This is a genomic window from Arthrobacter cryoconiti, from assembly GCF_020905375.1.
Classification (GTDB): Bacteria; Actinomycetota; Actinomycetes; order Actinomycetales; family Micrococcaceae; genus Specibacter; species Specibacter cryoconiti.
On sequence record NZ_JAJJBU010000023.1, the window covers coordinates 110,682 to 134,234 of the forward strand.

20 protein-coding genes are annotated in these 23,553 nt (G+C 58.0%); 8 read left to right on the top strand and 12 right to left on the bottom strand.

From position 1 onward, the window contains the following. Window position 1 precedes the first annotated feature (1 nt). A complete protein-coding gene (gene pknB / locus LOH53_RS12320) occupies window positions 2-2,086 on the top strand; it encodes a Stk1 family PASTA domain-containing Ser/Thr kinase (protein ID WP_230068040.1) in 2,085 nt (694 codons plus the stop codon). A gap of 65 nt (window positions 2,087-2,151) precedes the next feature. On the opposite strand, the gene LOH53_RS12325 is transcribed toward pknB, so the two are convergent. Both LOH53_RS12325 and LOH53_RS12330 read right to left on the bottom strand, forming a co-directional pair. Further along, window positions 2,152-3,549, bottom strand: a complete 1,398-nt coding sequence (locus LOH53_RS12325; RefSeq protein ID WP_230068041.1) for a class II 3-deoxy-7-phosphoheptulonate synthase — start codon at window positions 3,547-3,549, stop codon at window positions 2,152-2,154. A gap of 109 nt (window positions 3,550-3,658) precedes the next feature. Beyond that, entirely contained in the window at window positions 3,659-4,549 is an 891-nt protein-coding gene (locus LOH53_RS12330) for a lysophospholipid acyltransferase family protein (protein ID WP_230068042.1), read from the bottom strand. Window positions 4,550-4,715: 166 nt separating this feature from the next. Here LOH53_RS12330 and LOH53_RS12335 point away from each other — a divergent pair, with 166 nt between their 5' ends. After that, window positions 4,716-5,465 (top strand): alpha/beta hydrolase, encoded by a 750-nt coding sequence (locus LOH53_RS12335; RefSeq protein WP_230068043.1) that lies wholly within the window; start codon window positions 4,716-4,718, stop codon window positions 5,463-5,465. Further along, window positions 5,455-6,036 carry a hypothetical protein gene (locus tag LOH53_RS12340; protein ID WP_230068044.1) on the top strand — a complete coding sequence of 194 codons (582 nt, stop codon included), beginning with the start codon at window positions 5,455-5,457 and terminating at the stop codon, window positions 6,034-6,036. The genes LOH53_RS12335 and LOH53_RS12340 overlap by 11 nt, the downstream gene beginning before the upstream one ends. Before the next feature lie 10 nt (window positions 6,037-6,046). On the opposite strand, the gene LOH53_RS12345 is transcribed toward LOH53_RS12340, so the two are convergent. After that, complete coding sequence (locus LOH53_RS12345; RefSeq protein WP_230068045.1) at window positions 6,047-7,123, bottom strand: ROK family glucokinase; 1,077 nt, start codon at window positions 7,121-7,123, stop codon at window positions 6,047-6,049. A gap of 168 nt (window positions 7,124-7,291) precedes the next feature. On the opposite strand from LOH53_RS12345, the gene LOH53_RS12350 reads away from it, so the two are divergent. After that, window positions 7,292-9,106: an AMP-dependent synthetase/ligase gene (locus LOH53_RS12350; protein ID WP_230068046.1), complete on the top strand. Its 1,815-nt coding sequence runs from the start codon at window positions 7,292-7,294 to the stop codon at window positions 9,104-9,106. Between the two features lie 28 nt (window positions 9,107-9,134). On the opposite strand, the gene LOH53_RS12355 is transcribed toward LOH53_RS12350, so the two are convergent. Both LOH53_RS12355 and LOH53_RS12360 read right to left on the bottom strand, forming a co-directional pair. After that, window positions 9,135-10,634, bottom strand: a complete 1,500-nt coding sequence (locus tag LOH53_RS12355) for a MinD/ParA family ATP-binding protein (protein WP_230068047.1) — start codon at window positions 10,632-10,634, stop codon at window positions 9,135-9,137. 138 nt (window positions 10,635-10,772) lie between these two features. Beyond that, window positions 10,773-14,171, bottom strand: a complete 3,399-nt coding sequence (locus tag LOH53_RS12360) for a pyruvate carboxylase (RefSeq protein ID WP_230068048.1) — start codon at window positions 14,169-14,171, stop codon at window positions 10,773-10,775. Window positions 14,172-14,866: 695 nt separating this feature from the next. On the opposite strand from LOH53_RS12360, the gene LOH53_RS12365 reads away from it, so the two are divergent. After that, entirely contained in the window at window positions 14,867-15,703 is an 837-nt protein-coding gene (locus tag LOH53_RS12365; RefSeq protein ID WP_230068049.1) for a ParA family protein, read from the top strand. A 131-nt stretch (window positions 15,704-15,834) separates the two neighbouring features. Here LOH53_RS12365 and LOH53_RS12370 read toward each other — a convergent pair whose 3' ends face one another. From LOH53_RS12370 to gcvH, 5 genes are all read right to left on the bottom strand, one after another. Beyond that, window positions 15,835-16,428, bottom strand: coding sequence for a MerR family transcriptional regulator (locus LOH53_RS12370; RefSeq protein ID WP_230068050.1), 594 nt, complete (start codon window positions 16,426-16,428; stop codon window positions 15,835-15,837). Between the two features lie 261 nt (window positions 16,429-16,689). Then, window positions 16,690-17,199, bottom strand: coding sequence for a bifunctional nuclease family protein (locus LOH53_RS12375; RefSeq protein WP_230068051.1), 510 nt, complete (start codon window positions 17,197-17,199; stop codon window positions 16,690-16,692). Next, on the bottom strand, window positions 17,196-17,942 hold the full coding sequence (gene ftsR / locus LOH53_RS12380; protein WP_230068096.1) for a transcriptional regulator FtsR: 747 nt from the start codon (window positions 17,940-17,942) through the stop codon (window positions 17,196-17,198). The genes LOH53_RS12375 and ftsR overlap by 4 nt, the downstream gene beginning before the upstream one ends. Before the next feature lie 29 nt (window positions 17,943-17,971). Further along, on the bottom strand, window positions 17,972-18,445 hold the full coding sequence (locus LOH53_RS12385) for an FHA domain-containing protein (protein WP_230068097.1): 474 nt from the start codon (window positions 18,443-18,445) through the stop codon (window positions 17,972-17,974). 98 nt (window positions 18,446-18,543) lie between these two features. Continuing rightward, entirely contained in the window at window positions 18,544-18,930 is a 387-nt protein-coding gene (gcvH, locus tag LOH53_RS12390; protein ID WP_230068052.1) for a glycine cleavage system protein GcvH, read from the bottom strand. 321 nt (window positions 18,931-19,251) lie between these two features. Here gcvH and LOH53_RS12395 point away from each other — a divergent pair, with 321 nt between their 5' ends. From LOH53_RS12395 to crcB, 3 genes are read left to right on the top strand one after another with little or no spacing between them, the layout of a single operon-like run. Next, complete coding sequence (locus tag LOH53_RS12395; RefSeq protein ID WP_230068053.1) at window positions 19,252-19,755, top strand: universal stress protein; 504 nt, start codon at window positions 19,252-19,254, stop codon at window positions 19,753-19,755. Window positions 19,756-19,763: 8 nt separating this feature from the next. Then, entirely contained in the window at window positions 19,764-20,273 is a 510-nt protein-coding gene (locus LOH53_RS12400) for a fluoride efflux transporter FluC (RefSeq protein ID WP_230068054.1), read from the top strand. After that, the gene (gene crcB / locus LOH53_RS12405; protein WP_230068055.1) at window positions 20,270-20,653 is read left to right on the top strand and encodes a fluoride efflux transporter CrcB; all 384 of its coding nucleotides are present in this window, start codon (window positions 20,270-20,272) and stop codon (window positions 20,651-20,653) included. The genes LOH53_RS12400 and crcB overlap by 4 nt, the downstream gene beginning before the upstream one ends. Window positions 20,654-20,671: 18 nt before the next feature. Here crcB and LOH53_RS12410 read toward each other — a convergent pair whose 3' ends face one another. Together LOH53_RS12410 and LOH53_RS12415 are read right to left on the bottom strand one after the other, a co-directional pair. Beyond that, entirely contained in the window at window positions 20,672-22,567 is a 1,896-nt protein-coding gene (locus tag LOH53_RS12410) for a glycerophosphoryl diester phosphodiesterase membrane domain-containing protein (RefSeq protein WP_230068056.1), read from the bottom strand. Continuing rightward, entirely contained in the window at window positions 22,564-23,427 is an 864-nt protein-coding gene (locus LOH53_RS12415; protein ID WP_230068057.1) for an oxygenase MpaB family protein, read from the bottom strand. The genes LOH53_RS12410 and LOH53_RS12415 overlap by 4 nt, the downstream gene beginning before the upstream one ends. Window positions 23,428-23,553 lie beyond the last annotated feature (126 nt).

A 23,553-nucleotide genomic window follows, 5' to 3' on the forward strand; every position in this document is an offset into this window, starting at 1 on the left:
AGTGCAAGATGTACCCCATGACCCCCTGATCGGGTCCACAGTTGATAATCGCTACCTAGTATTGTCCAAGGTGGCACGCGGCGGCATGTCCACCGTCTATCTAGCTACTGACATTCGACTCAACCGAAACATCGCGTTGAAAATCCTGCATCCACATCTCGCTATGGACGATGCGTTCATTGAACGTCTCAAGCGTGAGGCTTGGAGTGCAGCGAGCCTTTCCCATCCCCATGTAGTGCAAATCCACGATCATGGCGTCAGCACCGAACACGCCTATCTGGTCCTGGAATATATCCACGGCCAGACGCTCCGTGACCTCATTAATGCACGTGGCCCCATGACACCCCGGCAGGCTCTACAACTTCTAGACCCCATTGTGGAGGGCTTGGCAGCAGCACATGGCGCAGGTTTGGTGCACCGGGATGTTAAACCGGAAAATGTGCTCCTCGATACCAATAACTGGGTAAAGATCGGCGATTTTGGTCTCTCCCGAGCCGTGACAACAACCACCAACACGGCGCCGTTGATGGGCACAGTCGGGTACATTGCACCGGAGTTGGTCACGGGCTCTGGCGGCGATGCAAGGAGTGATATCTACTCCGCGGGAATCATACTCTACGAGCTGCTAACAGGCAGCCAGCCATTCGAAGGTGACGTGAGCTTCGCAGTGGCCATGGCCCACGTCCGCGACGAGGTTCCACGCCCGTCAGCTGCAATCCCCGGATTGCCCGCGGAGATGGACGAACTTGTCAGCTACATGTGCGCCAAAGACCCTGATAACCGTCCTGCAAATGGCTCAGCACTCCTGGAAGACTTACGCCACATCCGCAGCACGCTCACTCCGGCTGAGCTAGACTCCGGCGGCGCATTTGCGGAAGGTACCGGAGCGGGATTTGCAGGTCAAGACGGCGCAGAATGCCAGCTTGCCGACTCCGAATATCCGACCACCGTTTTAGACCGCGGCTACGACCATGACGCGACATCAGCGCAAGCTTCATCACGGTCGACATCGGCGGATATGACCACGCTCATTCCAACGCACACCCATCCAACGAGCGTGCTACCAGGTGGCAGGGCGCTGTACGTGGAGGAGCCAGCCGAACCAGCCCCACTGTCTAAACAGCAGAAACGGACAGAAGCCAAGGCTTTGGCGAAGTCAGCTGCCATCCCCGTCAAGAAGCTGGGGCCGGCACATCCGCGCCGGCGCGCAGCCATCTGGATCACAGTAGTTGCAGTGCTCGCAGTGCTGCTCGCATATGCGGGCTGGTTCTTGGCCCTCGGCCCTGGAGCACTGACAACTGTGCCAGAGGTACACAATAAGACAGTCGCCCAGGCGCAGGCCAGTCTCCATGCTGAAGGCTTTGACAAGATCTCCACGACGGATGTTTATGACGAGAGTGTCGCCGTCGGCTTGGTGGTGAACACCGATCCCGCCAACGGTGCGTCCCAGCGTCGGTTTCTTGGTGTGACACTCATGGTCTCCAAAGGGCCGGTCATGTATTCAGTCCCGGACCTTGGCGGGAAGACACTGGCCGACGCAAAGGTTTCTCTCGTTAACGCTCACCTCGACGTTGGCCCTGTCACTGAGGCGTACGACGCTAAGGTTCCCGCCGGGACTGTCGTGAGCCAGGACCCTGCCTCCGGACTGGAATTCCGTGGTGGAACCAAGATCAACTTAGTGGTATCCAAAGGACCGCAACCCATTGCCGTCCCGTCCGTCGTAGGCAAGACCTCAGGTGACGCCCAAGCCGCCATCAAAGCGGTTGGCTTGCTAGCCGTCGTCGCACCTGAACAAGTCAACAGCGCGACTGTTCCAGCGGGCGCTATCGTCGCCCAATCACCAGAATCCGGTGAGCTTCCCCCGGGCAGTTCGATCACTCTCACGGTGTCCAAGGGACCCAAGATGGTAATGGTCCCGGATGTTGTCGGTAAACAAGTAGGCGCGGCGACCGCTCAGCTTAAAGCTCTTGGCTTCGATGTCCAGGTGAAAAACCTGCTGGGCGGCTTCTTCGGAACAGTCCGTTTCCAAGATCCCCAAGGCGTCAACGCGCCGGAAGGAAGTACCGTGACCTTGCAGGTAATCTAGGACTGTCACCACCTGCTTTCACGACAGCTTGCTTTCACACCCCGCTTTGCTTTGCACTGCTTCTTTTATTTGCTTTGGCCTAATGCGCCGGCAACTAAAAATGCCATCTCAAGTGACTGCTTATGGTTCAGACGGGGGTCACAGACAGATTCGTAACCGGTGAGAAACGCTTCCTGATCGACGGGGTCAGCGCCACCGAGGCACTCAGCAACGTCGTCCCCGGTCATCTCCACGTGCAGCCCACCAGGGAAGGTGCCCAGTGCCCGGTGAACTTCAAAGAAGCCACGAACTTCATCGATGACGTCATCGAAATTGCGCGTCTTATAACCGTTGGGGGAAGTAACAGTGTTGCCGTGCATAGGATCCGTCACCCACAGTACCTGCGCTCCGGAAGCCGTGACTTTCTCTACTAAGTTTGGAAGTTTCTCCCGGATGTTCTTAGCACCCATGCGGGTGATGAACGTCAGACGCCCGGGCTCCCGGTTCGGGTCCAGCTTCTCAATGAGGCGCAGAGCGTCGTCAGGAGACGTGGTTGGTCCAAGCTTGACGCCAATAGGGTTACGCACACGCGAGAGGAAGTCCACGTGAGCTTGGTCCAGATCGCGCGTGCGCTCTCCGATCCAGAGGAAGTGCGCGGACGTGTCGTAGGGCAGTCCAGTCCGCGAATCGATGCGCGTCAAGGCTCTTTCGTAGTCCAGTAATAACGCCTCGTGGCTGGCGAAAAACTCAACCCGCTTGAGCGCTTCAAAATCAGCCCCACAAGAGGCCATGAATTTGATCGCGTTATCAATGTCTTTGGCGAGCTTCTCATAGCGGCTGTGAGCAGGATTGGAGGTGAAGCCCCGATTCCATTCATGCACCAGGCGCAGATCCGCGAAGCCACCCTGGGTAAAGGCCCGGATCAAGTTTAAGGTGGACGCTGAGGTATGGTACGCCTTGAGCATCCGGGCCGGGTCATGCCGGCGTGATTCCGAAGTGAACGCGTAGCCATTGACGATGTCCCCGCGGTAGGCGGGTAAAGTCACGCCATCACGTGTTTCATCGTTGGAAGAACGCGGCTTGGCAAATTGGCCCGCCATCCTTCCCATCTTGATCACGGGGAGTTGGGCTCCGTATGTGAGCACGACAGCCATCTGCAAGATCGTCTTGACGCGAGAACTGATTTTATCAGCGGTGGCCGCTTCAAAGGTTTCCGCACAGTCACCGCCCTGGAGCAGAAATGCTTTTCCCTGGGCAGCCTGAGCTAGCCGGGAACGTAGCACGTCAACTTCCCCGGCGAACACCAACGGCGGAAGCGAGGAGAGCTCCGTGACCGTGGGGGCAAAATCCGGAGAGTCCGTCCAAGTGGGCTGCTGTGCCGCAACTAGCTGGCGCCAATCATCCAAGCCGGGATAGACGGCGGCACCTGGGACGGGAATACCTGATGGACGTGCATACGTTGGCGCAGTGGTTTGATCAGTCACCTCTCAAGCGTATCCCGCTATCCCGCCTGCATCACAACCGGTCCAAGTCATGAGATGGCGGCATTGAACCGGGCGGGCGTTGCTTAAGCACCGCCAGAATGGGAGGACATCACTTATGCTCCGGCGTACCTTCGGCAGAGTCCGGGGCGGAGGCCGGCGGAATCTGCGCCGGGTTTGAACCGGAAGTCGCTTCGCTTGGAGCGCCGATAACTGTCACTGTGCCGGGTGCCACGGTCGCGGAAGGCGCCATGCGAACGGCTTCTCCGGCCTTCTTGGGATGCTCCGAACCTTCTTGGTCCTTCGCGGACTTTTTAGCCTTATCCGCAGCGATCTTCTCCTTCACCGTACCGGCGTAGGAATCTACATATTCTTGCCCGGAGAGCCGCATGAGCTCATACATGATCTCATCTGTCACGGACCGTTGGACGAACCGATCATCTTCCAAGCCCTGATACCGGCTAAAGTCCATCGGTTCACCAAAAATAACCCCCAACCGGCGAATATTAGGGATGCGCCTACCGATGGGCTGAACCTTATCCGTACCAATCATGGCAACCGGAATCACCGGTACGTTTGCACTCAGAATCAGTTTCGCTACGCCCACCTTGCCGCGGTACAGACGGCCATCGGGGCTCCGGGTCCCCTCTGGGTAGATGCCCAGCAGCCCCCCTGCCTTGAGGACGTCGACTCCCGTGTTGAGCGAACTAGCGGACGCTGCGCCACCTGAACGGTCCATGGGGAGCTGGTTTGTCAGCTTGAAAAAAGCTGCAGTCAGCCTGCCTTTGATGCCCCGCCCGGTGAAATAGTCACTCTTAGCCAAGAACACAACAGGTCGCGGAACCATCAAGGGCATAAAGATAGAGTCAGAAAATGAAAGGTGGTTGCTGGCGAGAACGGCGGGCCCCTCAAGGGGCAGATTGTCCAAACCCTTGGTCCACGGGCGAAACAACAATTTCAGGACCGGCCCCAAGAAGACCTTCTTTAGCACCCAATAAATCACAGTACGGTTCCTCTCCGGCGCCACGGAACGCAGCTATTATCATCCATGGCGTTACCCCGCCGTGCACGTATCAACAGTAGTCTAGTAAGAGAGGTGCCCGTCGGCAGTCTACGACGCCGCAATACTTCGCCGCCAATGTTCCATATGAGGCAGTAATGGAGGTCCCATGACCACGCCACAGCAGTTCCGTTCTGACGGGCACGGCAGCATGGCCAGAGTTGGTGTCGCGCTCTGCCATGGTTTCACCGGCTCTCCCGTGAGCATGCTCGGCTGGAGCACCTATTTAGCCGATCAAGGATTCGCTGTAAACACGCCGCTCCTCGCAGGCCATGGCACCAGCTGGCAGGAACTTTCTCACACGCCTTGGGAACATTGGTACCGCGACTTCGAAGCAGCCTATCTTGAATTATCAGCCCGGTGCGAGAGTGTCTTCGTCGCTGGGTTATCCATGGGCGGAGCCTTAGCGTTAAGGGTGGCGGCACACCACCCCGTGGCAGGAATCGCCCTCGTCAATCCGGGTTTGACATTTGATGACAAACGAGCGAAATATTCAGGCGTGCTCAAACACGTACTCAAGAGTGTCCCGGCGATCGGTGATGACATCAAGGCGCCCGGCATTACAGAGGGCGCCTATACGCGAACACCCGTAGCGGCCGTCCACCAACTCTCTGCGCTGTTCAATGACACGCTTTCACTTCTTCCGCGCGTCACGGCTCCCACCCTAGTTTTTCGCTCCAGCGTTGACCATGTAGTCCCAGAATCCAGCTTGGACGCCATTCGGGCCAGACTTGGCTCCTCGGAACTCGACGTGGTGCCGCTGAGCAACAGCTACCATGTTGCCACCATGGACAACGACGCCGAACTAATTTTCGCTTCCTCCAACGAATTTTTCCGGAGGCACGCAGGTGCAATCTGATCATGGGCACAGCACGCCCGATGCGAACGGCAACGACGAAGCCGTTTGGGCAGATCTGGTGTCCAGACTCCAAGAGCCCAGCGATGCCTTTATGGACGGCACACTAGGCGGGGACCCTCTAGAAACGGGGATGGCTCCAGAGCAAAAAACCGTCAACGACTTCGATCCCTTGGGTGTGTGGCGTAAACAAAGCGAACCGGCGCCGACTGAACCGTCCTTTGAAGAGCTTTCCTTCAAGGGCGAGAGAACGAGCCAAAAGAACACCGAGTCCGCGATTGGGCAGAGCCCAGATTCCCGAGGACCCCGCGACTACCACGCCGACGAATTCGAAGAGGACTTTGTACCCCCGGAACCGCCCTCCCTGGCCGGCGTGGAACCCATCATTATGCTCTCTTGGATTGGTGCCGTGGGTGGCCCACTTTTCTTGGTCGTTGCCGCCATCTTCTGGCGCGGAATTCCGTTCTTGGCCGTAATCGGGGTCATCATGGCATTTCTCGCCGGCACCGGTTACCTGCTGTTCAAGCTCCCCCACAGCCGCGAGAACGACGACGGCGACGGCGCGGTGGTCTAAAGCCGTCTGCCTAGGCCGGTGCGCCCAACCCTCGCCTTCGTCGGCGTACACCGAGTCGGTTCGACTGGCGAACCCGAGATAGATCCGCAGCCCCTATGAGCCCGGCCGACGGCCCTAGCCCGGCAGCAACGATCTTTGCCTCTTGGCGAAAGCCCCTACCAGTGAGGTTTTTTGAGTACGCACGCCGAGCGGGTTCAAGCAACAGGTCACCAGCCGCAGACAAGCCCCCACCAATGACGAACAACGCCGGATCTAGGGCTGCAGCCAGATTCGCGATACCTAGGCCCAACCATTCCCCCACCTCTTCTACAAGTTCCCGAGAGGTTGCTTCACCGGCCAGCGCAAGTTCGGTCACCACCGTTCCAGTAATGTCCTTGGCCCGGCCGTGGACACTTGCGAGCATTTCTGTGGCCATGGGTGATTTGGCCCGTGCCAGCTCACGAGCTTCCCGTCCCAGCGCGTTACCGGACGCATATTGTTCCCAGCAACCGCGGTTTCCGCATTCGCAGCGGTGCCCACCAGGAACAATCACCTGATGTCCAAATTCACCAGCCAACCCGAAGCTGCCTCGTTCCACCCGGCCGTCCATCACAAGGGCCCCACCGATCCCTGTGCCCAGCGTCAGGCACACCATGCGGTCGTTGCCTCTCCCAGCACCAAAGCGCCATTCCGCCCACCCGGCAGCATCGGCGTCGTTGGCAACTGTGACCGGCCTGTTGAGCAGGCTTTCAAGATTTTCCCGTAAAGGCTCGTTGCGCCAGGCCAGGTGCGGACTGAACATGACGGTGCCTCCGTCAAGATCCATCCATCCAGCAGCCCCGATACCCACGCTGCGAATATTGTGTCGGGCACCAAGCTCGCGGGCAAGATCAGCAATGACGGCCTCGACGGCGCGAGCATCGCGCCCCGGGGTGTCATAGCGTAGTTCCTCTAGGATGACCCCGCTCCCGTTCACCACTCCGGCCGCTACCTTGGTACCGCCAATGTCGATGCCCAGTGCCAAAGAACCTCCCACCGGCGCGCCGCCGACAAAACGAAGGGCTGGCCGGATGGCTGAGGATCTTAGGGGGTACCGAAGTTGACGCATGCATCGATTCTATCCAGCGTTTCCGACCACAACGTTGTGGTGGAATTGTATGTGTGACCCAAACGACATAAAGTTACTGACGAGTAACATATCCGAAGCTCGACACTTAGTCCGTGCCGGATAGAGTAAGGCCAACCCCTAGTGGCCCCACAGATCGAAGGAGTCAATGTGCGAGAGATAACAGTTCCGGCCAAGGTGGTCAGTCCGCGGACTATGAACACCACTGACTTTGTCCTGCGACAAGCTAAGTTGGAGAGCAACCCGGCGCTGTTTTCCCGTCGAAACGCAGACAACGTTTGGGTAGATATTTCTGCCAAAGAATTCCACGCAGACGTGTGCGCAATAGCGAAGGGCCTCATTGCCAGTGGCATCGAGGTCGGTGATCGCATCGGCATCATGGCGCGTACTAGGTACGAATGGAGCTTGGTGGACTTCGCCATCTGGTTTACCGGAGCAGTCTCTGTTCCGATCTATGAAACCTCCTCGCCGTCGCAGGTGGCCTGGAACTTAGGCGACTCCGGCGCCGTCGCGGTCATTGCTGAGAGCGCAAGCCATGAGAACGTAATCCGACAAGCGGCCCACAGCGAGAACCTTACTGTCCTCAAAGACGTGTGGTTGATGGAAGGCAACGGCCTTGACGCCTTGCGTGAGGCCGGCAAGGACGTTACCGAAGCCGCCTTGGAAGTGCGACGAACCGCCAACGGGCTCGACGACGTCGCGACCATCATTTACACCTCCGGAACCACAGGACGTCCCAAAGGGTGCATGCTCACTCACCACAATTTTGTTGAGCTCAGTGAGAATGCCTTGGCTGTTCTGGCTAAAGACGTGCTTTCATCTGGCTCGCAAACCATCATGTTCTTGCCGTTGGCTCACGTTTTCGCCCGCTACATTTCGGTCCTGGCCGTGGCAGGTGGGGCAAAAGTCGGCCACACCCCGGATATCAAACACCTTCTTGAAGACCTCCAGAGCTTCAAACCCACCTTCATCCTTGCGGTGCCCCGCGTCTTTGAAAAGGTCTATAACTCGGCTGCGCTGAAAGCCGAAGGAGACGGGAAGGGCAAAATCTTTGCAGCAGCCGCCACAACCGCGATCGAGTACTCGCGGGCCAGCCAGGACGGCAAGGTGCCGTTTCTCCTCGGCGCCAAACATGCACTGTTTAACAAGCTGGTATATGGGAAGTTGCGCGCGGCCATGGGTGGACAGGTGCATCATGCTGTCTCCGGCGGCGGGCCCTTGGGCGAACGCCTAGGGCACTTCTTCCAGGGCATCGGCATGCAAATTTTGGAAGGTTATGGGCTGACGGAAACCACAGCACCCATCACGGTGAATCGCCCGGAGCGCATCCGGATAGGCACCGTCGGCGCCCCGTTACCAGGTAACTCCGTCAAGATTGCCGACGACGGAGAGATCCTCGCAAAGGGCGTCTGCGTTATGAAGGGATACTTCGGTCGCGATGATCTCACCGCGGAAGCGTTCGTGGACGGTTGGTTCCGTACCGGGGACATCGGCGAACTGGACGATCAGGGGTTCCTGAAGATCACCGGGCGCAAAAAAGAAATCATCGTTACAGCAAGTGGAAAGAACGTGGTTCCAGCTTTGTTGGAAGACCAAATCCGCGCCGACGCAATAGTTTCCCAATGCTTGGTGGTTGGTGACAACCGTCCCTTCATCGCCGCGTTGGTGACCTTGGACGAAGAGGCTCTTCCCCAATGGGGCAAACAACGCAACTTGCCGGCGGGGCTGAGCGTGGCAGAGGCAGCCAAGAACCCGATCGTCGTTGCCGCCGTTCAAAGTGCCATCGATAAAGCCAATACCAGCGTCTCCCATGCCGAGGCAATCAAGTCATTTAGGATCGTTGATTCAGACTTCACGGAAACCTCCGGTCATTTGACCCCCTCTTTGAAGGTCAAGCGCGGCCAGGTACTCAAGGACTACGAGGCTGTACTGGAAGACATCTACACGGCAAAGAAACCCGCGTAGGCATCCTCCGTAGCCGAACTGGTGAAGGCTAGCTCTTCGCCAGTTCGGCTACCACTAGGGCCGCCAAACTTTTCACGGCACCCCTAGTCGCTGGACGTAGCTTCGCGAGCTCCACGCGCGAGCCTTCTGCCAGATGTTTGTCGTATGGGATCCGGAGAACGTTGTGGACGCGGGATTTGAAGTGTTCCTCAATCTGGTTGATGTCCACTTGAGTTTCTCCCCCGGACATATTGATAACAACTATGGCGTTCGCAACCAGGTCCTTACGGCCGTGGGCTTCCAGCCAAGACAGCGTCTCCGAGGCAAGTCGAGCCTCGTCCACGCTTCCCCCAGACACCAATACCACTGCGTCCGCTTTCTCCAGCGTGCCCTTCATAACAGAGTGCACCATGCCCGTCCCGGAGTCCGTGAGCACAATCGAGTAGTACTTGCTCAAAATATCTGTCACTGCACGGTAGTCGGAATCGTCAAAGGCTTGGGCCACGGCCGGATCGGTATCACTGGCCAAGATGTCTAGACGCGACCCGTCCCGAGCCACGTACTCACACAACTGCGAGAATGTGGTGACATCGAATCTGTCCTTGACCAGGTTGCGCGCTGTATAGTCAGCGCTCCCCGGGGATCGGTCTGAAAGCGTGCCACGGTCAGGGTTGGCATCCATGGCGATGACCCTGTCCTCGCGAATGTCGGCCAGGACCATTCCCAGCAATGTGGTGACGGTCGTCTTTCCGACTCCACCCTTGCGTGAGAGCACCGGGACGTAGCGGGTGTGGTTACCCAACCGTGAAGCAATCAGGTTATCTTGTGCACGCTCCAAACGGACCTTATCCGAATCTCCCACGTTCACGGCCCCAAACGTCACCCTGTACAAGAGTCGGCGCCAACCGTTAACCGGTGCTGCCGCCACCTTGGATAAAAGTCGATCACTCGTTAGTGCTGCGGCCGGCTCTGGGCCGTCCTCACGCTGACGGCGCGGGCTCGTCAATTCTTGAGCCACACCCGTCCCCGGATGCACCACCGAATGCGTCACCGGAGCGAATCCTGGGACTGGCGGAAAAACGGTCGAATCAACCGGCGCTGAGGCATGTTCGGTTGACACAGGCGCAGAGGGCGCCACAGCAGGGACGATGGCATTGACTGCACCGGTGAATGCTGGATCCACTGTGGCCCCTTGAAGGTCAAGACGATCCAGGGTGACGGCAGCGGGACCGGACGTGACCGTCATGACGGGCACGTACGCAGACGCATCTTTGCGCGCTTCCTTGCCACCTTCGCCAGCGCTGTCGAGCTCAGCCTCGCCAGCGTTCTCGCTGGAGGCTTGCAACCCTGCCTTGGCAGAATCTACGAACTTGGCAGAATCAACGAACGTGGCAGAATCAACCGATTCAACAGTTTCGACTTTTTTGTCTTTTTCGACCTTGTCGTCTGTTTCCGCGGTTTCGGCGGCCGCTACGGAATCCGCAGGTGCCTCAAAAGGCGCAGGGGCAGCATCCTCGGGGGTTGCCGGCGTGCTGTTCTTGTTTGCCATGTCTCCACTTGCTGTCGCTTTGTACATCAAATGCCGCCGCGGCCGGAAAAGAATTCCGGCCGCGGGAGCGCGTATTGATTGACAGTTTAGCGTAACGGGCGTTTCACGGCTGCGAATATCCTGGTCCCACTAGGTGGTCTAGGACTCAATGACCACTAGTAAATCGCCACCTTGAACTTGGGCAATGCCATTAACGGCAAGCCGGGAAACAGTGCCGCCCACCGGAACTGTGATAGACGCCTCCATCTTCATGGCCTCGATCGTGGCCACCGTAGCTCCTGCCTCAACCACGTCTCCCACGGCGACCTTGACGCTGACAGCCCCCGCAAACGGAGCAGCAACATGGCCTGGCCTATTTTCGTCAGCCTTTTCCGCAGCCTTGACAGTACTTTCAATACTGCGGTCCCGGACAGTCACAGGGCGACTTTGACCATTGAGCTTGCACAAGACTGTCCGCATGCCCTTCTCATCAGGCTCCGAGACGGCTTCAAGTGCCGCGATCAAGCGCACACCCTTGCCCAATGAGATGTAATGCTCGGTACCTTGCTGCAGGCCGTAGAGGTAGTCGCGGGTATCCAATACGGAAACGTCCCCGTAGCTGTCACGGATCTTGCCGAATTCCGCGGTGGGACCGGCAAAGAGTAGACGGTTCAGCGCCGCCCGGCGGGTTTCGCTATCTGAGGCAAGTTCTGCACTGTCTTCGCGGCTGAGCGTACCGACGCGGTCGACGACGGTGCGTCCCTGAAGCGCTTTGGTGCGGAAGGGTTCAGGCCAGCCTCCCGGAGGCGTGCCAAGTTCTCCGCCCAAGAAACCCACCACGGAATCCGGAATGTCATAGTTTTGCGGATTTTCTTCAAAATCGGCAGGATCTGCTTTTATCCCCACTAAGTGCAAGGCAAGATCACCCACCACCTTCGATGACGGGGTGACCTTGACCAAGTGGCCCAGGATCTTATCCGCAGCGATGTACATGTCTTCAATTTCCTCGAAGCGTTCACCCAAGCCCAGAGCCATGGCCTGCTGGCGCAGATTGGAAAGCTGACCACCGGGGATTTCGTGCTGGTAGACGCGTCCTGTGGGACCGGCCAGACCGGATTCAAACGGAGCGTAGACGCGGCGTACTGCTTCCCAATAAGGCTCCAAAGAGCTGATGGCAGCCAAGTCGATTCCGGTGTCACGTTCTGTGTGCGCCAACGCAGCCACGAGTGCGGAGGCAGAGGGCTGGCTCGTGGTCCCGGCTAGCGATGCCGAAGCAACGTCCACAGCGTCGACTCCGGCGTCTATAGCGGCCATGAGCGTGGCCAACTGTCCACCTGCGGTGTCATGTGTGTGCAGGTGAACCGGTAGATCGAATCGCTCGCGCAGTGCGCGAACCAGCTTTGCTGCCGCGGCCGGTCGGAGCACGCCAGCCATGTCCTTGATGGCCAGGATGTGCGCTCCGGCATCAACTATCCGCTGGGCTAGTTCTAAGTAGTAGTCCAAGGTGTAAATGTTTTCCGCAGGATCCAAAAGGTCCCCTGTGTAGCACAAGGCCACCTCCGCTACGGCAGTTCCGGTTGCGCGCACTGCCTTAATGGCGGGCTCCATCTGGCTGACGTCATTGAGAGCATCAAAGATTCGGAAAATATCAATTCCGCTAGAGGCCGCCTCTTGAACGAAGGCATCGGTGACTTCGCTGGGGTAGGGCGTGTAGCCCACCGTATTACGTCCACGCAGGAGCATCTGCAGGCAGATGTTTGGCAAAGCCTCGCGCAAGGACGCCAAACGCTGCCAAGGGTCCTCGCCCAGAAAACGCAGTGAGACGTCGTAGGTGGCACCTCCCCATGCTTCAACGGAGAGCAGCTGAGGGGTCAGGACCGAAACAGCTGGTCCGGCAGCCACTAAGTCTCGTGTACGCACGCGGGTGGCCAGCAGAGACTGGTGGGCGTCGCGGAACGTGGTGTCCGTGACCGCCACAGCCGTTTGTGCCCGCAGCGCGGCAGCAAAGCCTTCCGGACCAAGTTCCGCTAGCTGGGCCCGGGAACCTGCGGGGGCATTCTCCAGATCCACGTCAGGCAATTTTTTCCCAGGATCCGCGTGGACCTTCAAATCACCATTTGGCTTGTTGACGGTCACATCCGCCAACCATGTCAGCAGCTTGGTTCCGCGGTCAGAGGACACCCTGGAATTGAGCAGCTCGGGCCGTTCGTCGATGAAAGAGGTTGCTACATCCCCCGCGTTGAATGCTGGGTCTTCTAACACGGCTTGCAGGAACGAGATGTTAGTGGAGACACCACGAATGCGGAATTCGGCTAGCGCCCGGCGGGCACGGGCCAGGGCTGCCGGGTAATCGCGGCCTCGGCAAGTAAGTTTGACCAGCATGGAATCAAAGTGGGGGCTAATTTCAGCGCCAGCGTAGATGGTCCCGCCATCAAGCCTGATGCCGGCGCCGCCGGCGGAACGGTACGTGGTGATCGTGCCGACGTCGGGTCGGAAGCCATTGGACGGGTCCTCGGTGGTGATGCGGCATTGAAGTGCAGCACCCTTTACATGCACCGAATCCTGGCTCAAACCGAGGTCAGCTAGAGTTTCCCCGGCAGCGATGCGTAGCTGGGCCTGAACAAGGTCCACATCCGTGATTTCCTCCGTCACGGTGTGCTCCACCTGAATCCGAGGATTCATTTCAATAAACACGTGCTGGCCAGCGCGCTCCCCAACCGTGTCCACAAGGAACTCAACCGTTCCTGCGTTGACGTAGCCCAAGGCCTTCGCGAATTTAACCGCATCAGCGTGTAGGGCCTTACGAATGTTCTCATCCAAGTTTGGCGCCGGAGCAATTTCAATTACTTTTTGGTGGCGACGCTGCAAAGAGCAATCACGCTCAAAGAGGTGAATCACATTGCCTTCGCTATCGGCAAGGATCTGAACCTCGATGTGGCGTGGACGCAATACGGCCTGCTCTAGAAACATTGTTGGATCGCCGAAGGCGGCGTCCGCTTCGCGCATCGCTGACTTCAGTGCTTCCTCAAGATCCTCGCGTTTGTCGACACGACGCATACCCCGACCGCCGCCGCCGGCAACGGCTTTAGCGAAGATGGGGAACCCGATCTCCTCGGCAGCAGCCAGGAGTTCGGTGAGATCCGAGCTCGGCGCACTGGAGTTCAAGACAGGGATGCCAGCCTTTCGGGCGGCAGCCAATGCATGGACCTTGTTCCCTGCCAGTTCTAAGACTTCCGCCGGAGGGCCCACGAACGTGATGCCGGCTTCGGCAGCCGCAGCAGCAAGCGTTGGGTTCTCCGAAAGGAACCCGTACCCGGGATAAATGGCATCCGCGCCGGCTTCCTTGGCGACTCGGATCACCTCATCCACGTCAAGGTAGGCGCGGACTGGGTGGCCTTCCTCGCCAATCAGGTAGGCCTCGTCCGCTTTTTGGCGGTGAATGGAGGCGCGGTCCTCGTATGGGAATACCGCCACTGTCTTCGCGCCGAGCTCATAGCTCGCGCGGAACGCCCGAATGGCAATTTCGCCACGATTGGCAACCAGAATCTTGGAAAACATGTCACTCCTGTGCGAACGCTGGTTTGGTGGTCCGCCGGTCGCTGTGGACGCCGGCTGACGTGTTGAAAAGAAAAAACAGGATTATTGCTCTGTGACGATCCCGCTACCGTGCAATGACGGCACTGAATCTTCGATTTAGAAAAAGCTTAAGCGATGTCAGTTTCACCCCGCTACAGGCTGTGGGCCAAATGGTGTGGCACATCTCACTTGACTCCAGCGTAACAAAAGTAACGCAGTCACAGGTCCACAGCGGTTGCGACCCTACCCCTCAGCGTTCTCTGCAAGCCCTGCGAAACCACACGACGGGAGCAGCGAAGTCGGAGTCGAGCAGTCGCTACCATCTAGCCAGTCCCAAGGCGGCCTTGTTGTCTTTAGTTCTTAGTCGCTGGCATCGTCAACCTGGCCAACACGGCTTATCCGGACACGGCGGCTTGCCGTACGCATCGGTGCAAAATCCGGGGTGCTCAACATATGATGAGAGTGGGGCTGTGCACCAACCCCAATGTGCCGATCACTAAAAGTGCCGCCATGTTGCTGGTTGTATGCTGGCTGTCGATTAAACAATGTGGGGTGTTTGTCAACGAGGTCTCCGCGTCGCGAACGTTCCGCAGCTATTGTATGTGTCACCGGCAACACACAGAGAACAGACAAAACGCCCATATTTGGGTACGCAACGCAAAGGTAATGGTTCATCCGTGCAAGTAGTGAGCATCAGCAGCCTCAAGGGCGGAGTTGGCAAGACCTCCGTCACGCTGGGCCTGGCATCAGCGGCGCTATCCGCTGGCATTCCCACCCTCGTAATCGACCTTGATCCCCACGCAGACGCCACCACCGGGCTCGCCGTTCGAGCAAGCGATGTACTGGATATTGGCCACCTGATCAAGGGTTCTCGCAAGGCCGAGCTAGCGGCAAATGTGGTGCCGTCCGGATGGCTTTCTGCCCACAAGCACGACGGCGGCCCCTTGCCCGTGCTGGACGTCGCCATGGGTTCGGCGTTCAGCGGCATTTACGACCGTCCAGACTTGGGCCGGCGTGACTTACGTAGGCTGGCCACGGTGCTTGCACGTGCTGATCGCGACGGCTCTGCGCCCTACCAGCTGGTACTCATCGACTGCCCACCATCGTTGAACGGTCTAACCCGAATGGCCTGGACGGCCAGTAGCCGGGTGCTCCTTGTGGCAGAGCCCGGGCTGTTCTCCGTTGCCGGAACCCAACGCACACTTCGTGCCATTGAGCTTTTCCGCACAGAGTTCGCCCCGGCCCTGACAGCGGCCGGGATTGTGGCAAACCGGGTGCGGAGCGGTTCCAATGAACACACGTACCGGCTCTCTGAGATGAAGACCCTTTTTGGTGACCTGCTGCTCTCCCCCACCATTCCAGAACAAGCCAACTGGCAGCAGATCCAGGGTGCCGCGCACCCCATTCACCAGTGGCCTGGGGAATCCGCAAAAAGTGCTTCGGCGCTCTTTGACAACCTTCTGGATTCTGTGCTGAATCAAAGCGCCACCAGAAGCCGTCTTTACCGCGGCTAAGGTTGCCTGCCGTGACGAAACGAATAGACGATTAAGCACAGTTAGATAGACAAGGAGACCCGCAGTGACACCTAGAAACTACCTAGGTGTCACTGCGGGTCTCCTTGTTTACTGCTAAGAAGTGTTTACTGCTAAGAAATTTTACGTTCGGCCCGGCGCTTGCTCAACTCGTCATTGGGGAAACTGGTGGCTACCGCGTGTTCACTGGGCAATGCAGCCAGGCTACCTTCAACCTCACGCCATACACGCCCCACTGCGATGCCAAAGACGCCCTGCCCACCTTGGACCAAATCGATGACTTCATCAGCGGATGTGCACTCGTAGACGGAGGCGCCGTCGCTCATCAAAGTGATCTGAGCCAAGTCCTCTACCCCACGTTCACGCAGATGCTCAACCGCGCTCCTGATCTGCTGGAGCGAAACCCCTGTGTCCAAGAGACGTTTGACCACTTTCAAGACCAAGATGTCCCTGAAGCCGTACAAGCGTTGGGATCCGGATCCAGCGGCGCCCCGTACCGCAGGCTCCACTAGCCCCGTGCGGGCCCAGTAGTCCAGCTGGCGGTAGGTGATGCCAGCAGCCTTGCAGGCTGTGGGACCACGGTAGCCAGCGTTCTCATCAAGAACCGGCAAGTCCTCGGTGAACAAAAGTCCCTGGGCACCCGCCGATACACCGGCACCGGGGACTACGGCGGCGAACTGCTCGCCGGCGTCATTCTTGGGACTCACGTGGATCCTCCTATTCACAGTTTCCTTCATGGGAAATGCAAGCGCACGGACCTGACGGCGCCACCTCTCGGCTTGGGCCATTTACCCTAACCTCCAGTGTGAGCCCAGCAGCAACGGCATGCAATGGGAAACTCGTTACTTCAGACGTTAGAGCGGTGGGAGAGCTAGGTCAAAGATGCTTGAATAACAATTTGGTCGTGTCGAAACTTTCAGCCTCTAGTTTAAGGTTAAACGACGACTTTGACCGGTAAGTCTTAGCCTTTAGCTCTGAAAATCTTCAGGTTCAACCCCGTTGAGGAATTCGCGGAACTGGCGAACTTCGCGCTCCTTTGCTTCAGCGTCTTCATCCGGCGTTTCCACAGACGAATGTTCGTCGTGCTCACCTATGATGACACCCGCTTCGGAGACCAACTCCTCCGAGGCCCAAATGCTGCAGTTAACCCGCTGGGCAACGGCAATGGCGTCGGAGGCACGCGAACCGATCGATGTGCCGTCGTCAAAGACCAGTTCCCCGTAAAATACGCCATCTTCTACCTTTGTCAGGTTCACCCGCGTCACCTGATGACCTAGGGCGATCACGACGCCACACAATAGGTCATGAGTCAGCGGCCGCGGCGGCACCACTCCCTGTTCCGCCAGAGCAATTGCTGTCGCTTCAAACGCACCGATCCAAATAGGGATATGGCGCTCACCCAGACACTCCTTCAGGAGTACAAGGGGCTGATTGGAAGGCATTTCAATGCGTACTCCCACAATCTCAACCTCGATCATTGCGACTCCATGGTGGCAATCCGTTCCTGCATCAAAGCACCATGCAGTCCCAGGCAAAGTCCGGCGATTTCACGTGCTTCTTCAACGGCACGGGCGGCCGAGGCGCTCTCTCGCCGCGCCAGCAAAGGCGCCACGGCACGCTCCACCAGACCGAACTCACGATCCGCCGCAACTTGAAAAGGACGCAGGTGGCGAGGTTCCAGCCCATGCGCGGCAAGTTCAGTACACGCTTTGGCTATGCGGAGTGCGTGATCACCAAAAAGACCATCGTGAGCTTCCACAAGGCCATAACTGATCATTGCATCAAGGAGTTCCTCGCTCGCACCACTGTCGCGGCGAAGCTCCGCCGCACTCCGACGCCTAGAACGTCCTCGCATTTCCAACGCCATCTCGTCAGAGACCATGCGCGGGGCTATTGAAACTCCCGGCGGCAGGTTTTGCGGACTCTGACCTTGATCAATGGCCTCTAGATATTCCCGAATGACCTTCAGTGGCAAGTAGTGATCACGCTGAAGGGACAGGACAAAGCGAAGACGCTCGACGTCGGCATCACGGAACTGTCGGTACCCAGCCGGTGTCCGTTGGGGCGTGATCAGGCCTTTTTCCTCGTAAAATCTGATCTTTGACGCCGTCACGTTGGGATGCTCCGCACTCAACTGCGCCAAGACCTCGCCAATATTGAAAATATTGGCCGTTGCGGAGCGCCGGTTAGACGGTTCCAAGTCCTCTAACCGGCGTCCCATGCCATGGTTCGTGCTCACCATGGACGCACTCAGGAATTCGTTGCGGCGTCTGCGGAACTGAAGTAGTACGTCAGACGGAACTTTCCGATCTGGACCTCATTGCCGGTACGAAGCAGTATTGAATCCACCCGGTCACCGTTGACGTACGTGCCGTTCAAGCTTTTGGAGTCGATGATTTCAAACCCTTGGGCAACTTTGAGAAACTGCACATGCCGACGCGACACTGTTACATCGTCAAGGAAGATGTCAGCATCCGGGTGTCTGCCCACGGTGGTGACATTGCTGTCCAAAAGGAAGCGGGCTCCAGCATTGGGGCCTGCGTGGGCGATGAGCAGAGCCGAACCCGCGGGCAGCGAATTCACGGCGTTCTGCTCGTCAGAGGCAAGTGCCGGCGCCGAGGTTGGCGCGGCATGGGTGGGAGGAAGCTGAATCGAGGTGGTGTCTGAGACCCCCGGCTGATCCTGGGAGTCCGCCCGATCATTCACTCCGGCGTCGTTACCCATGTCAACCATTGGTACTCCTCCTGTATGTGGAAAACGGAAATTTGATCTTAAGAACTACCACCCCGAAGGGCTTTGTTCGTTAAGGGATGTTACTGCTCTTAGCCTACCTTTTCCTGATAGTCTCCCGCACTCAGCAACGAGGAGTAGCTAGAGGCGTCGGCAAGGGTGATTTCCATAAGCCAACCAGTCCCGTAGGGGTCAGAGTTAACGGTTCCTGGATTGGTGTCGAGTGTCTCATTACGGGCACTGATGACACCGGTGAGAGGTGCATAGATATCGCTGACACTCTTGGTCGATTCAACTTCGCCAACTACGGTGTCGGCGGTGACATCGCTGCCGGCTTCGGGAACCTGTACGTAAACCACATCACCCAATGCATCCTGGGCAAAGTCCGTAATGCCCACGCGGACCACGCCGTCGGCATTCGGGGCCGTGACCCACTCGTGTTCGGCGGTGTAGGAAAGTTCGGCGGGAATATTGCTCATGGGTCGCACCTTTCAGGTTTCAGCGCTGCGGACGGCATTGCTGCCATAGGGAGAAAAATACAATCACATGCCTGCACGCTTTGAACCTGCTGGCACTGTCCAGTCTTTAGTGTGCGGGCCTTCTTGACAAGTCGGCACTGGATTCACGGCGTTTTGGAGCTATTTGCGCGTTTTTGCTGCCAAAGCTGTGATCTGTGATGACATGATTCAACCATGAGCAATACTCCATCCACCGGAACAGCGCCCTCTTCGGCACAACCAGACGCACCAGGACCCAACAGCGCCCTGCCGGTAGATCCACCACAGGCTCAGGAGTCCTAGATGGTTTCTTCTCCCCCAGTCGTTGCCGGCGTATACCTGGGACAGTCCAGCGCAGTCGTGCTAGAGGCCGCAAGCCTCGCATCGGATTTGGGCGCCGAGCTGGTCTGCGCGTATGTCAATCCCGGCCGGTACGTCGTCGAGGAAAAAGCCGACGGTGCCGTCGTCTCGGCACCGATCGACCCAGATTTCGACGACACCGACGATTCCATCTTCCCCAAGAAACTCGCGGAGGCTCTAGAACGCCAGCTGGCACGTTTTGACATCAATTGGCGCACGCTGCTGCTTGCCGGTGATGTCGCAGAATCTCTGGAGCGCTGCGCCAAGACCATGGACGCTCGCTTCATTGTGGTCGGAACACACGGCGACGCACGCACACCCGTTCGTGAGTTGTTCAAGCATTCCGTGGCTACACGCCTGGTCCGTCGCCAACACAAGACAACGGTAGTGGTCCCCACACACCACATTGACCGAGCCCGAGCACTCCCCCGCCCCGACCACCTGTGAGACGTATCTTGACACCGCATTTTCTTCGCCCCCTCTCAATCGGCTTCGTCGCAATCGGCGGGGCTATCGGTGCGGGCGCCCGTGAGGGGCTGATACTAATTGTTCCCGCTGAGGGACCGCTCCCTTGGGCCGTACTGGCTGCCAACCTGTTAGGCGCATTCCTCCTAGGCCTGCTCTCTGAGGCGCTACTGGATCATCCTGCATTCTCTCCAGGGCGCTCACAACGTCACCAGCGGCTACGACTCCTGCTCGGCACAGGATTCTGCGGCGGTTTCACCACCTACAGCACACTGGCCTTGGGAACAGCGGCTCTCGCTGGCGGCACCGGAGGCGGTCCTCCTGCTTGGAATTGGGCCATCAGCTACGCCGTCGGCACGGTTGTGGTCGGTGCGTTCGCTACGTGGTGCGGAATTCTGCTCGGGAGCATCAGCAGACGCCGAACCCATTTTGAACCCCCGAGACAGGAGCCTGCAGAACTGATCAAACACCCATCCACGCCCCCCGGAGGCGCCTCGTGACGCCCCTACTCTTTGCGGCACTAGCTATAGCCGGAGGTCTCGGTGCGGCCACACGCTACATCTTTGACGGGCTCATACGCAGCAGGATAAAGACAGTATTCCCTTGGGCAACGTTCGCCATCAATGTCAGCGGATCTCTGGCCCTGGGCCTCCTCGCTGCCTGGGCTGCGGGATCCGTTCTATCTGCCCAGTGGAGCCTAGTCCTAGGAACGGGATTCTTAGGCGGCTACACCACGTTCAGCACTGCCAGCCATGAGAGCGTGCGCCTTTTGGCGCAGCGCCGCTACATTGCTTCCCTCGCCAGCATGTTCGCCACCCTGATCGTCTGCGTAGGTGCTGCTGCGCTGGGTTGGTGGGCCGGGACGGGCTGGAGCGGTTAAACCCAGGCGGCACAGTGGCTAGATAACGGTCACGAACCTCGCGATGGCATCCTGAAGTTTATCGAAAAGCCCCTCTTCGTTCTCCATCTGTGCTCTAGCAGCCACAGCGGTGTCCGGATGATCTGTGATGATCCCGTCGACGTTGTCTCGGAGCTTTTGGCGCTGGCCGTCCTGCGAGTTAACAGTCCAAACGAAAATCTCCTTGCCCTTCTTCCAGGCGTCATCGCGCAGTTCCGCGGTGTACGACCATTCCTCAATCACTAAAAAGTCCGCGTCGGTCTGTGGTATCTCCACACCGGCGAAAGGCATGATGTACCCCGCATAGGCTGATGGTTCTAGACGCTTGAGCTCTTCGATGCTCGGCTTATCCAGCGAGTGGAAGATGTTGGAATCGAAAGCGTCCAACGACTTCATCTCAGCCACCAGACGTGGGACTAAATTGGGCGCTTCCCCGCCATGTAACTTTATTTCCACCAAAAGTGGAATTGCTAACTCCTTGGCCCGGAGCAGGTAATCGTGTAGGGACGGTATCAAAGCGGAGTGTCCCAACGCATCATTAACTTCTAAAGCTGTGATCTGAGCCAGAGACAAATTAGCCACCTTGACATCCTTGTTCGCAAGACGTTGGAGGTTGGCATCATGCATAACGACGAACTGGCCGTCTTTTGTTTCCATCACGTCGATCTCCACCAGATCTGCTCCGGCTTGCCCGGCCGCTTCCAAAGCCGGAATTGTGTTCTCCACTCCACCGTCATTGAATCCGCGGTGGCCCAGCACAAGGGTGGTCGGCTTTGTAGACATCGCCTCCATCACAGGCATGTTCACCGTGGTCAGCACCGCCACGGCACACACCGCCACCGCCCCCACGAGGAAACCACCTACCGACAGCCGACGTCGTCGCAGAACAACCACGTCCTGCGCCCTCTGAGCATCGCTGCGTTCACCGGCATCCGTCCTTGCCAAAACAACCGTGGGTGCCAGCACGATGCCTCGCCTGAGCAGTTCCAGGAGCATGGCGCACAGTGCCGCGACTGTCAGTCCCACCAAGAGCAGAACAGCAACTTCAGCGAACCCCAGTCCTGCGGCAGCAATTACGGGCGACGATTGAGGCGAAAGTGAGTCGCTAAGCACAGTTGGCAACGATCCCCCGAAAATCAACGTCAGACCCACGATGTTAATGGCAGCGAAGAGCACGGTCATCGCCGCCACGATCGGCCAGAAGGCGTGCCGGGTGATCCGCCAGCTCACACGGAACGCCGCCATTCCCGACGCATCAGTTAGGGCAAACACAGGAAGGACAAGTGCAAGACGGACATTCACCACGCCAATGAAAACCATGACAATCCCATAGCCAACAGCACCGGACGCTGACTTCATCAGCTCTCCGGAGATGAAATCAGGTACTGCGATGCTGTTACTCAGCGCCGAAAGAAAACCAAACTGAGATAAGGGCAGGACACCGAAGAGATACACCAGAAGCACTACCGAGCGAGGATTCGCCAGCTTACCCAGCAGATGCAACACGTCGGTGCCGAGCCCGTGCAGTGACACAACGCCATCAGTCTTCAGTTGGGCACAGGCGAGCAGCATCACGGCCAGTTGCAGCGACATGACGAAGAGGGCCAGAACCACAAGCATTACCAGCAGGGTGACCGACAGCGGTACCTCGAAGATCGCACCAAAGGTGTTCATATCAAAACCGTGAAGTCCGGCTGAGGATAAGACTTCCCCGAACAGCCACCGGATCACAGGCAGGGCGATCAGGACTGTAGTTCCCTGAAACGCCATGAAGACGGCGATCATGCGCCAGCCCCCGTGGAGAACTGCCCAGCAGGCCTGGCGTAACAACGCAGGAAAGAGAAGTCTAAAATTCAGACCCGCAGCCATGGACTCAAGACGGGTTTTTCGGCTCACTGATGCTCCGCCTTAGCCCTAACCTTGCGGTACGGGTGCGTGTCAACTTTCGTGGTCAGTTCGGTGATGACAGCATCGTATGACGTGCTCTTGCGTGCGGCAACCATCATTCCCCGCGTGGTTTTTGCCGCGCCGCGCAGGTTCATTGGACGCCCGGCAACGCCGTATAACAGCTGCGCCCATTCAGGAAGCAAGGCGATAATCCCATCCTGAATCACAACGCCGGTCCACACTTTCACCGGGTTGCCCCAGAGCGCAGGTTTGCGCAGGTTACGTGAGAGTTCTGCGGCTGGCAGGCTCAATGCCATCCACTCACTTTGTTCTTGGATGTAAGCGTCGAGTTCAGCCCTGCTGGCGGGGATCGTTGAGGCATCCACTCCAGCCAATCTGGCAGCGATGTGTTGCTCTGTAACGAACTGGTCTTGCTCAGCAACACTTAGCTTGGGACCGTACAGGTCAGTGCCACGCAATACTCCATAAACAATGGTGTTGTGAGTCCACGCCAGCCATTCAGGTTTATCCGCAGCGATCACTTCACCAGTGCGCGGATCCGTCCACTTACTGGCAGCGTGCATGCGGCTAATGGCTGCCCCGGCCGCGTCGGCGTGCGCCTTGTCGCCAAAGATCGTGGTATCTACATAACGTCCTGTGCGCTCCGCCCGGCCTACGTTATCCGAGGCATAGCCACTGACCCGATCGAAAAGACGCATGAGCTCAGGGTTCAAAGCTTGAAGCAAAATCGCGGCCACCCCGCCAAGTTTCGATGACGGGTCAGCAAAGACTAGCCAACTGACACTGTCGGGTCCGAAATAGCCGTCGTCTTGGCGATCGCGGGTAGAGGTAACTGGGATTGCGGACAAGGCATCTCATTTCTACGATATGAAGGTAACCAGCTGGCACTACCTCGAATACGTATCCTACGAGACTCCTGTGAATATCAACACCGTTGAAGATAACGTGTGCGAAAACAAAAAGTGCGCACACAA

What these genes read in the sequence shown, in the direction of transcription:
- gcvH (WP_230068052.1), bottom strand. Translation starts at nt 18,930, where the DNA reads ATGAGCAATATTCCCGCCGAACTTTCCTACACCGCCGAACACGAGTGG.
- LOH53_RS12355 (WP_230068047.1), bottom strand. Translation starts at nt 10,634, where the DNA reads ATGGCAAACAAGAACAGCACGCCGGCAACCCCCGAGGATGCTGCCCCT.
- LOH53_RS12345 (WP_230068045.1), bottom strand. Translation starts at nt 7,123, where the DNA reads ATGCGTCAACTTCGGTACCCCCTAAGATCCTCAGCCATCCGGCCAGCC.
- LOH53_RS12395 (WP_230068053.1), top strand. Translation starts at nt 19,252, where the DNA reads ATGGTTTCTTCTCCCCCAGTCGTTGCCGGCGTATACCTGGGACAGTCC.
- LOH53_RS12335 (WP_230068043.1), top strand. Translation starts at nt 4,716, where the DNA reads ATGACCACGCCACAGCAGTTCCGTTCTGACGGGCACGGCAGCATGGCC.
- LOH53_RS12375 (WP_230068051.1), bottom strand. Translation starts at nt 17,199, where the DNA reads ATGATCGAGGTTGAGATTGTGGGAGTACGCATTGAAATGCCTTCCAAT.
- LOH53_RS12385 (WP_230068097.1), bottom strand. Translation starts at nt 18,445, where the DNA reads ATGGGTAACGACGCCGGAGTGAATGATCGGGCGGACTCCCAGGATCAG.
- ftsR (WP_230068096.1), bottom strand. Translation starts at nt 17,942, where the DNA reads ATGGGACGCCGGTTAGAGGACTTGGAACCGTCTAACCGGCGCTCCGCA.
- LOH53_RS12360 (WP_230068048.1), bottom strand. Translation starts at nt 14,171, where the DNA reads ATGTTTTCCAAGATTCTGGTTGCCAATCGTGGCGAAATTGCCATTCGG.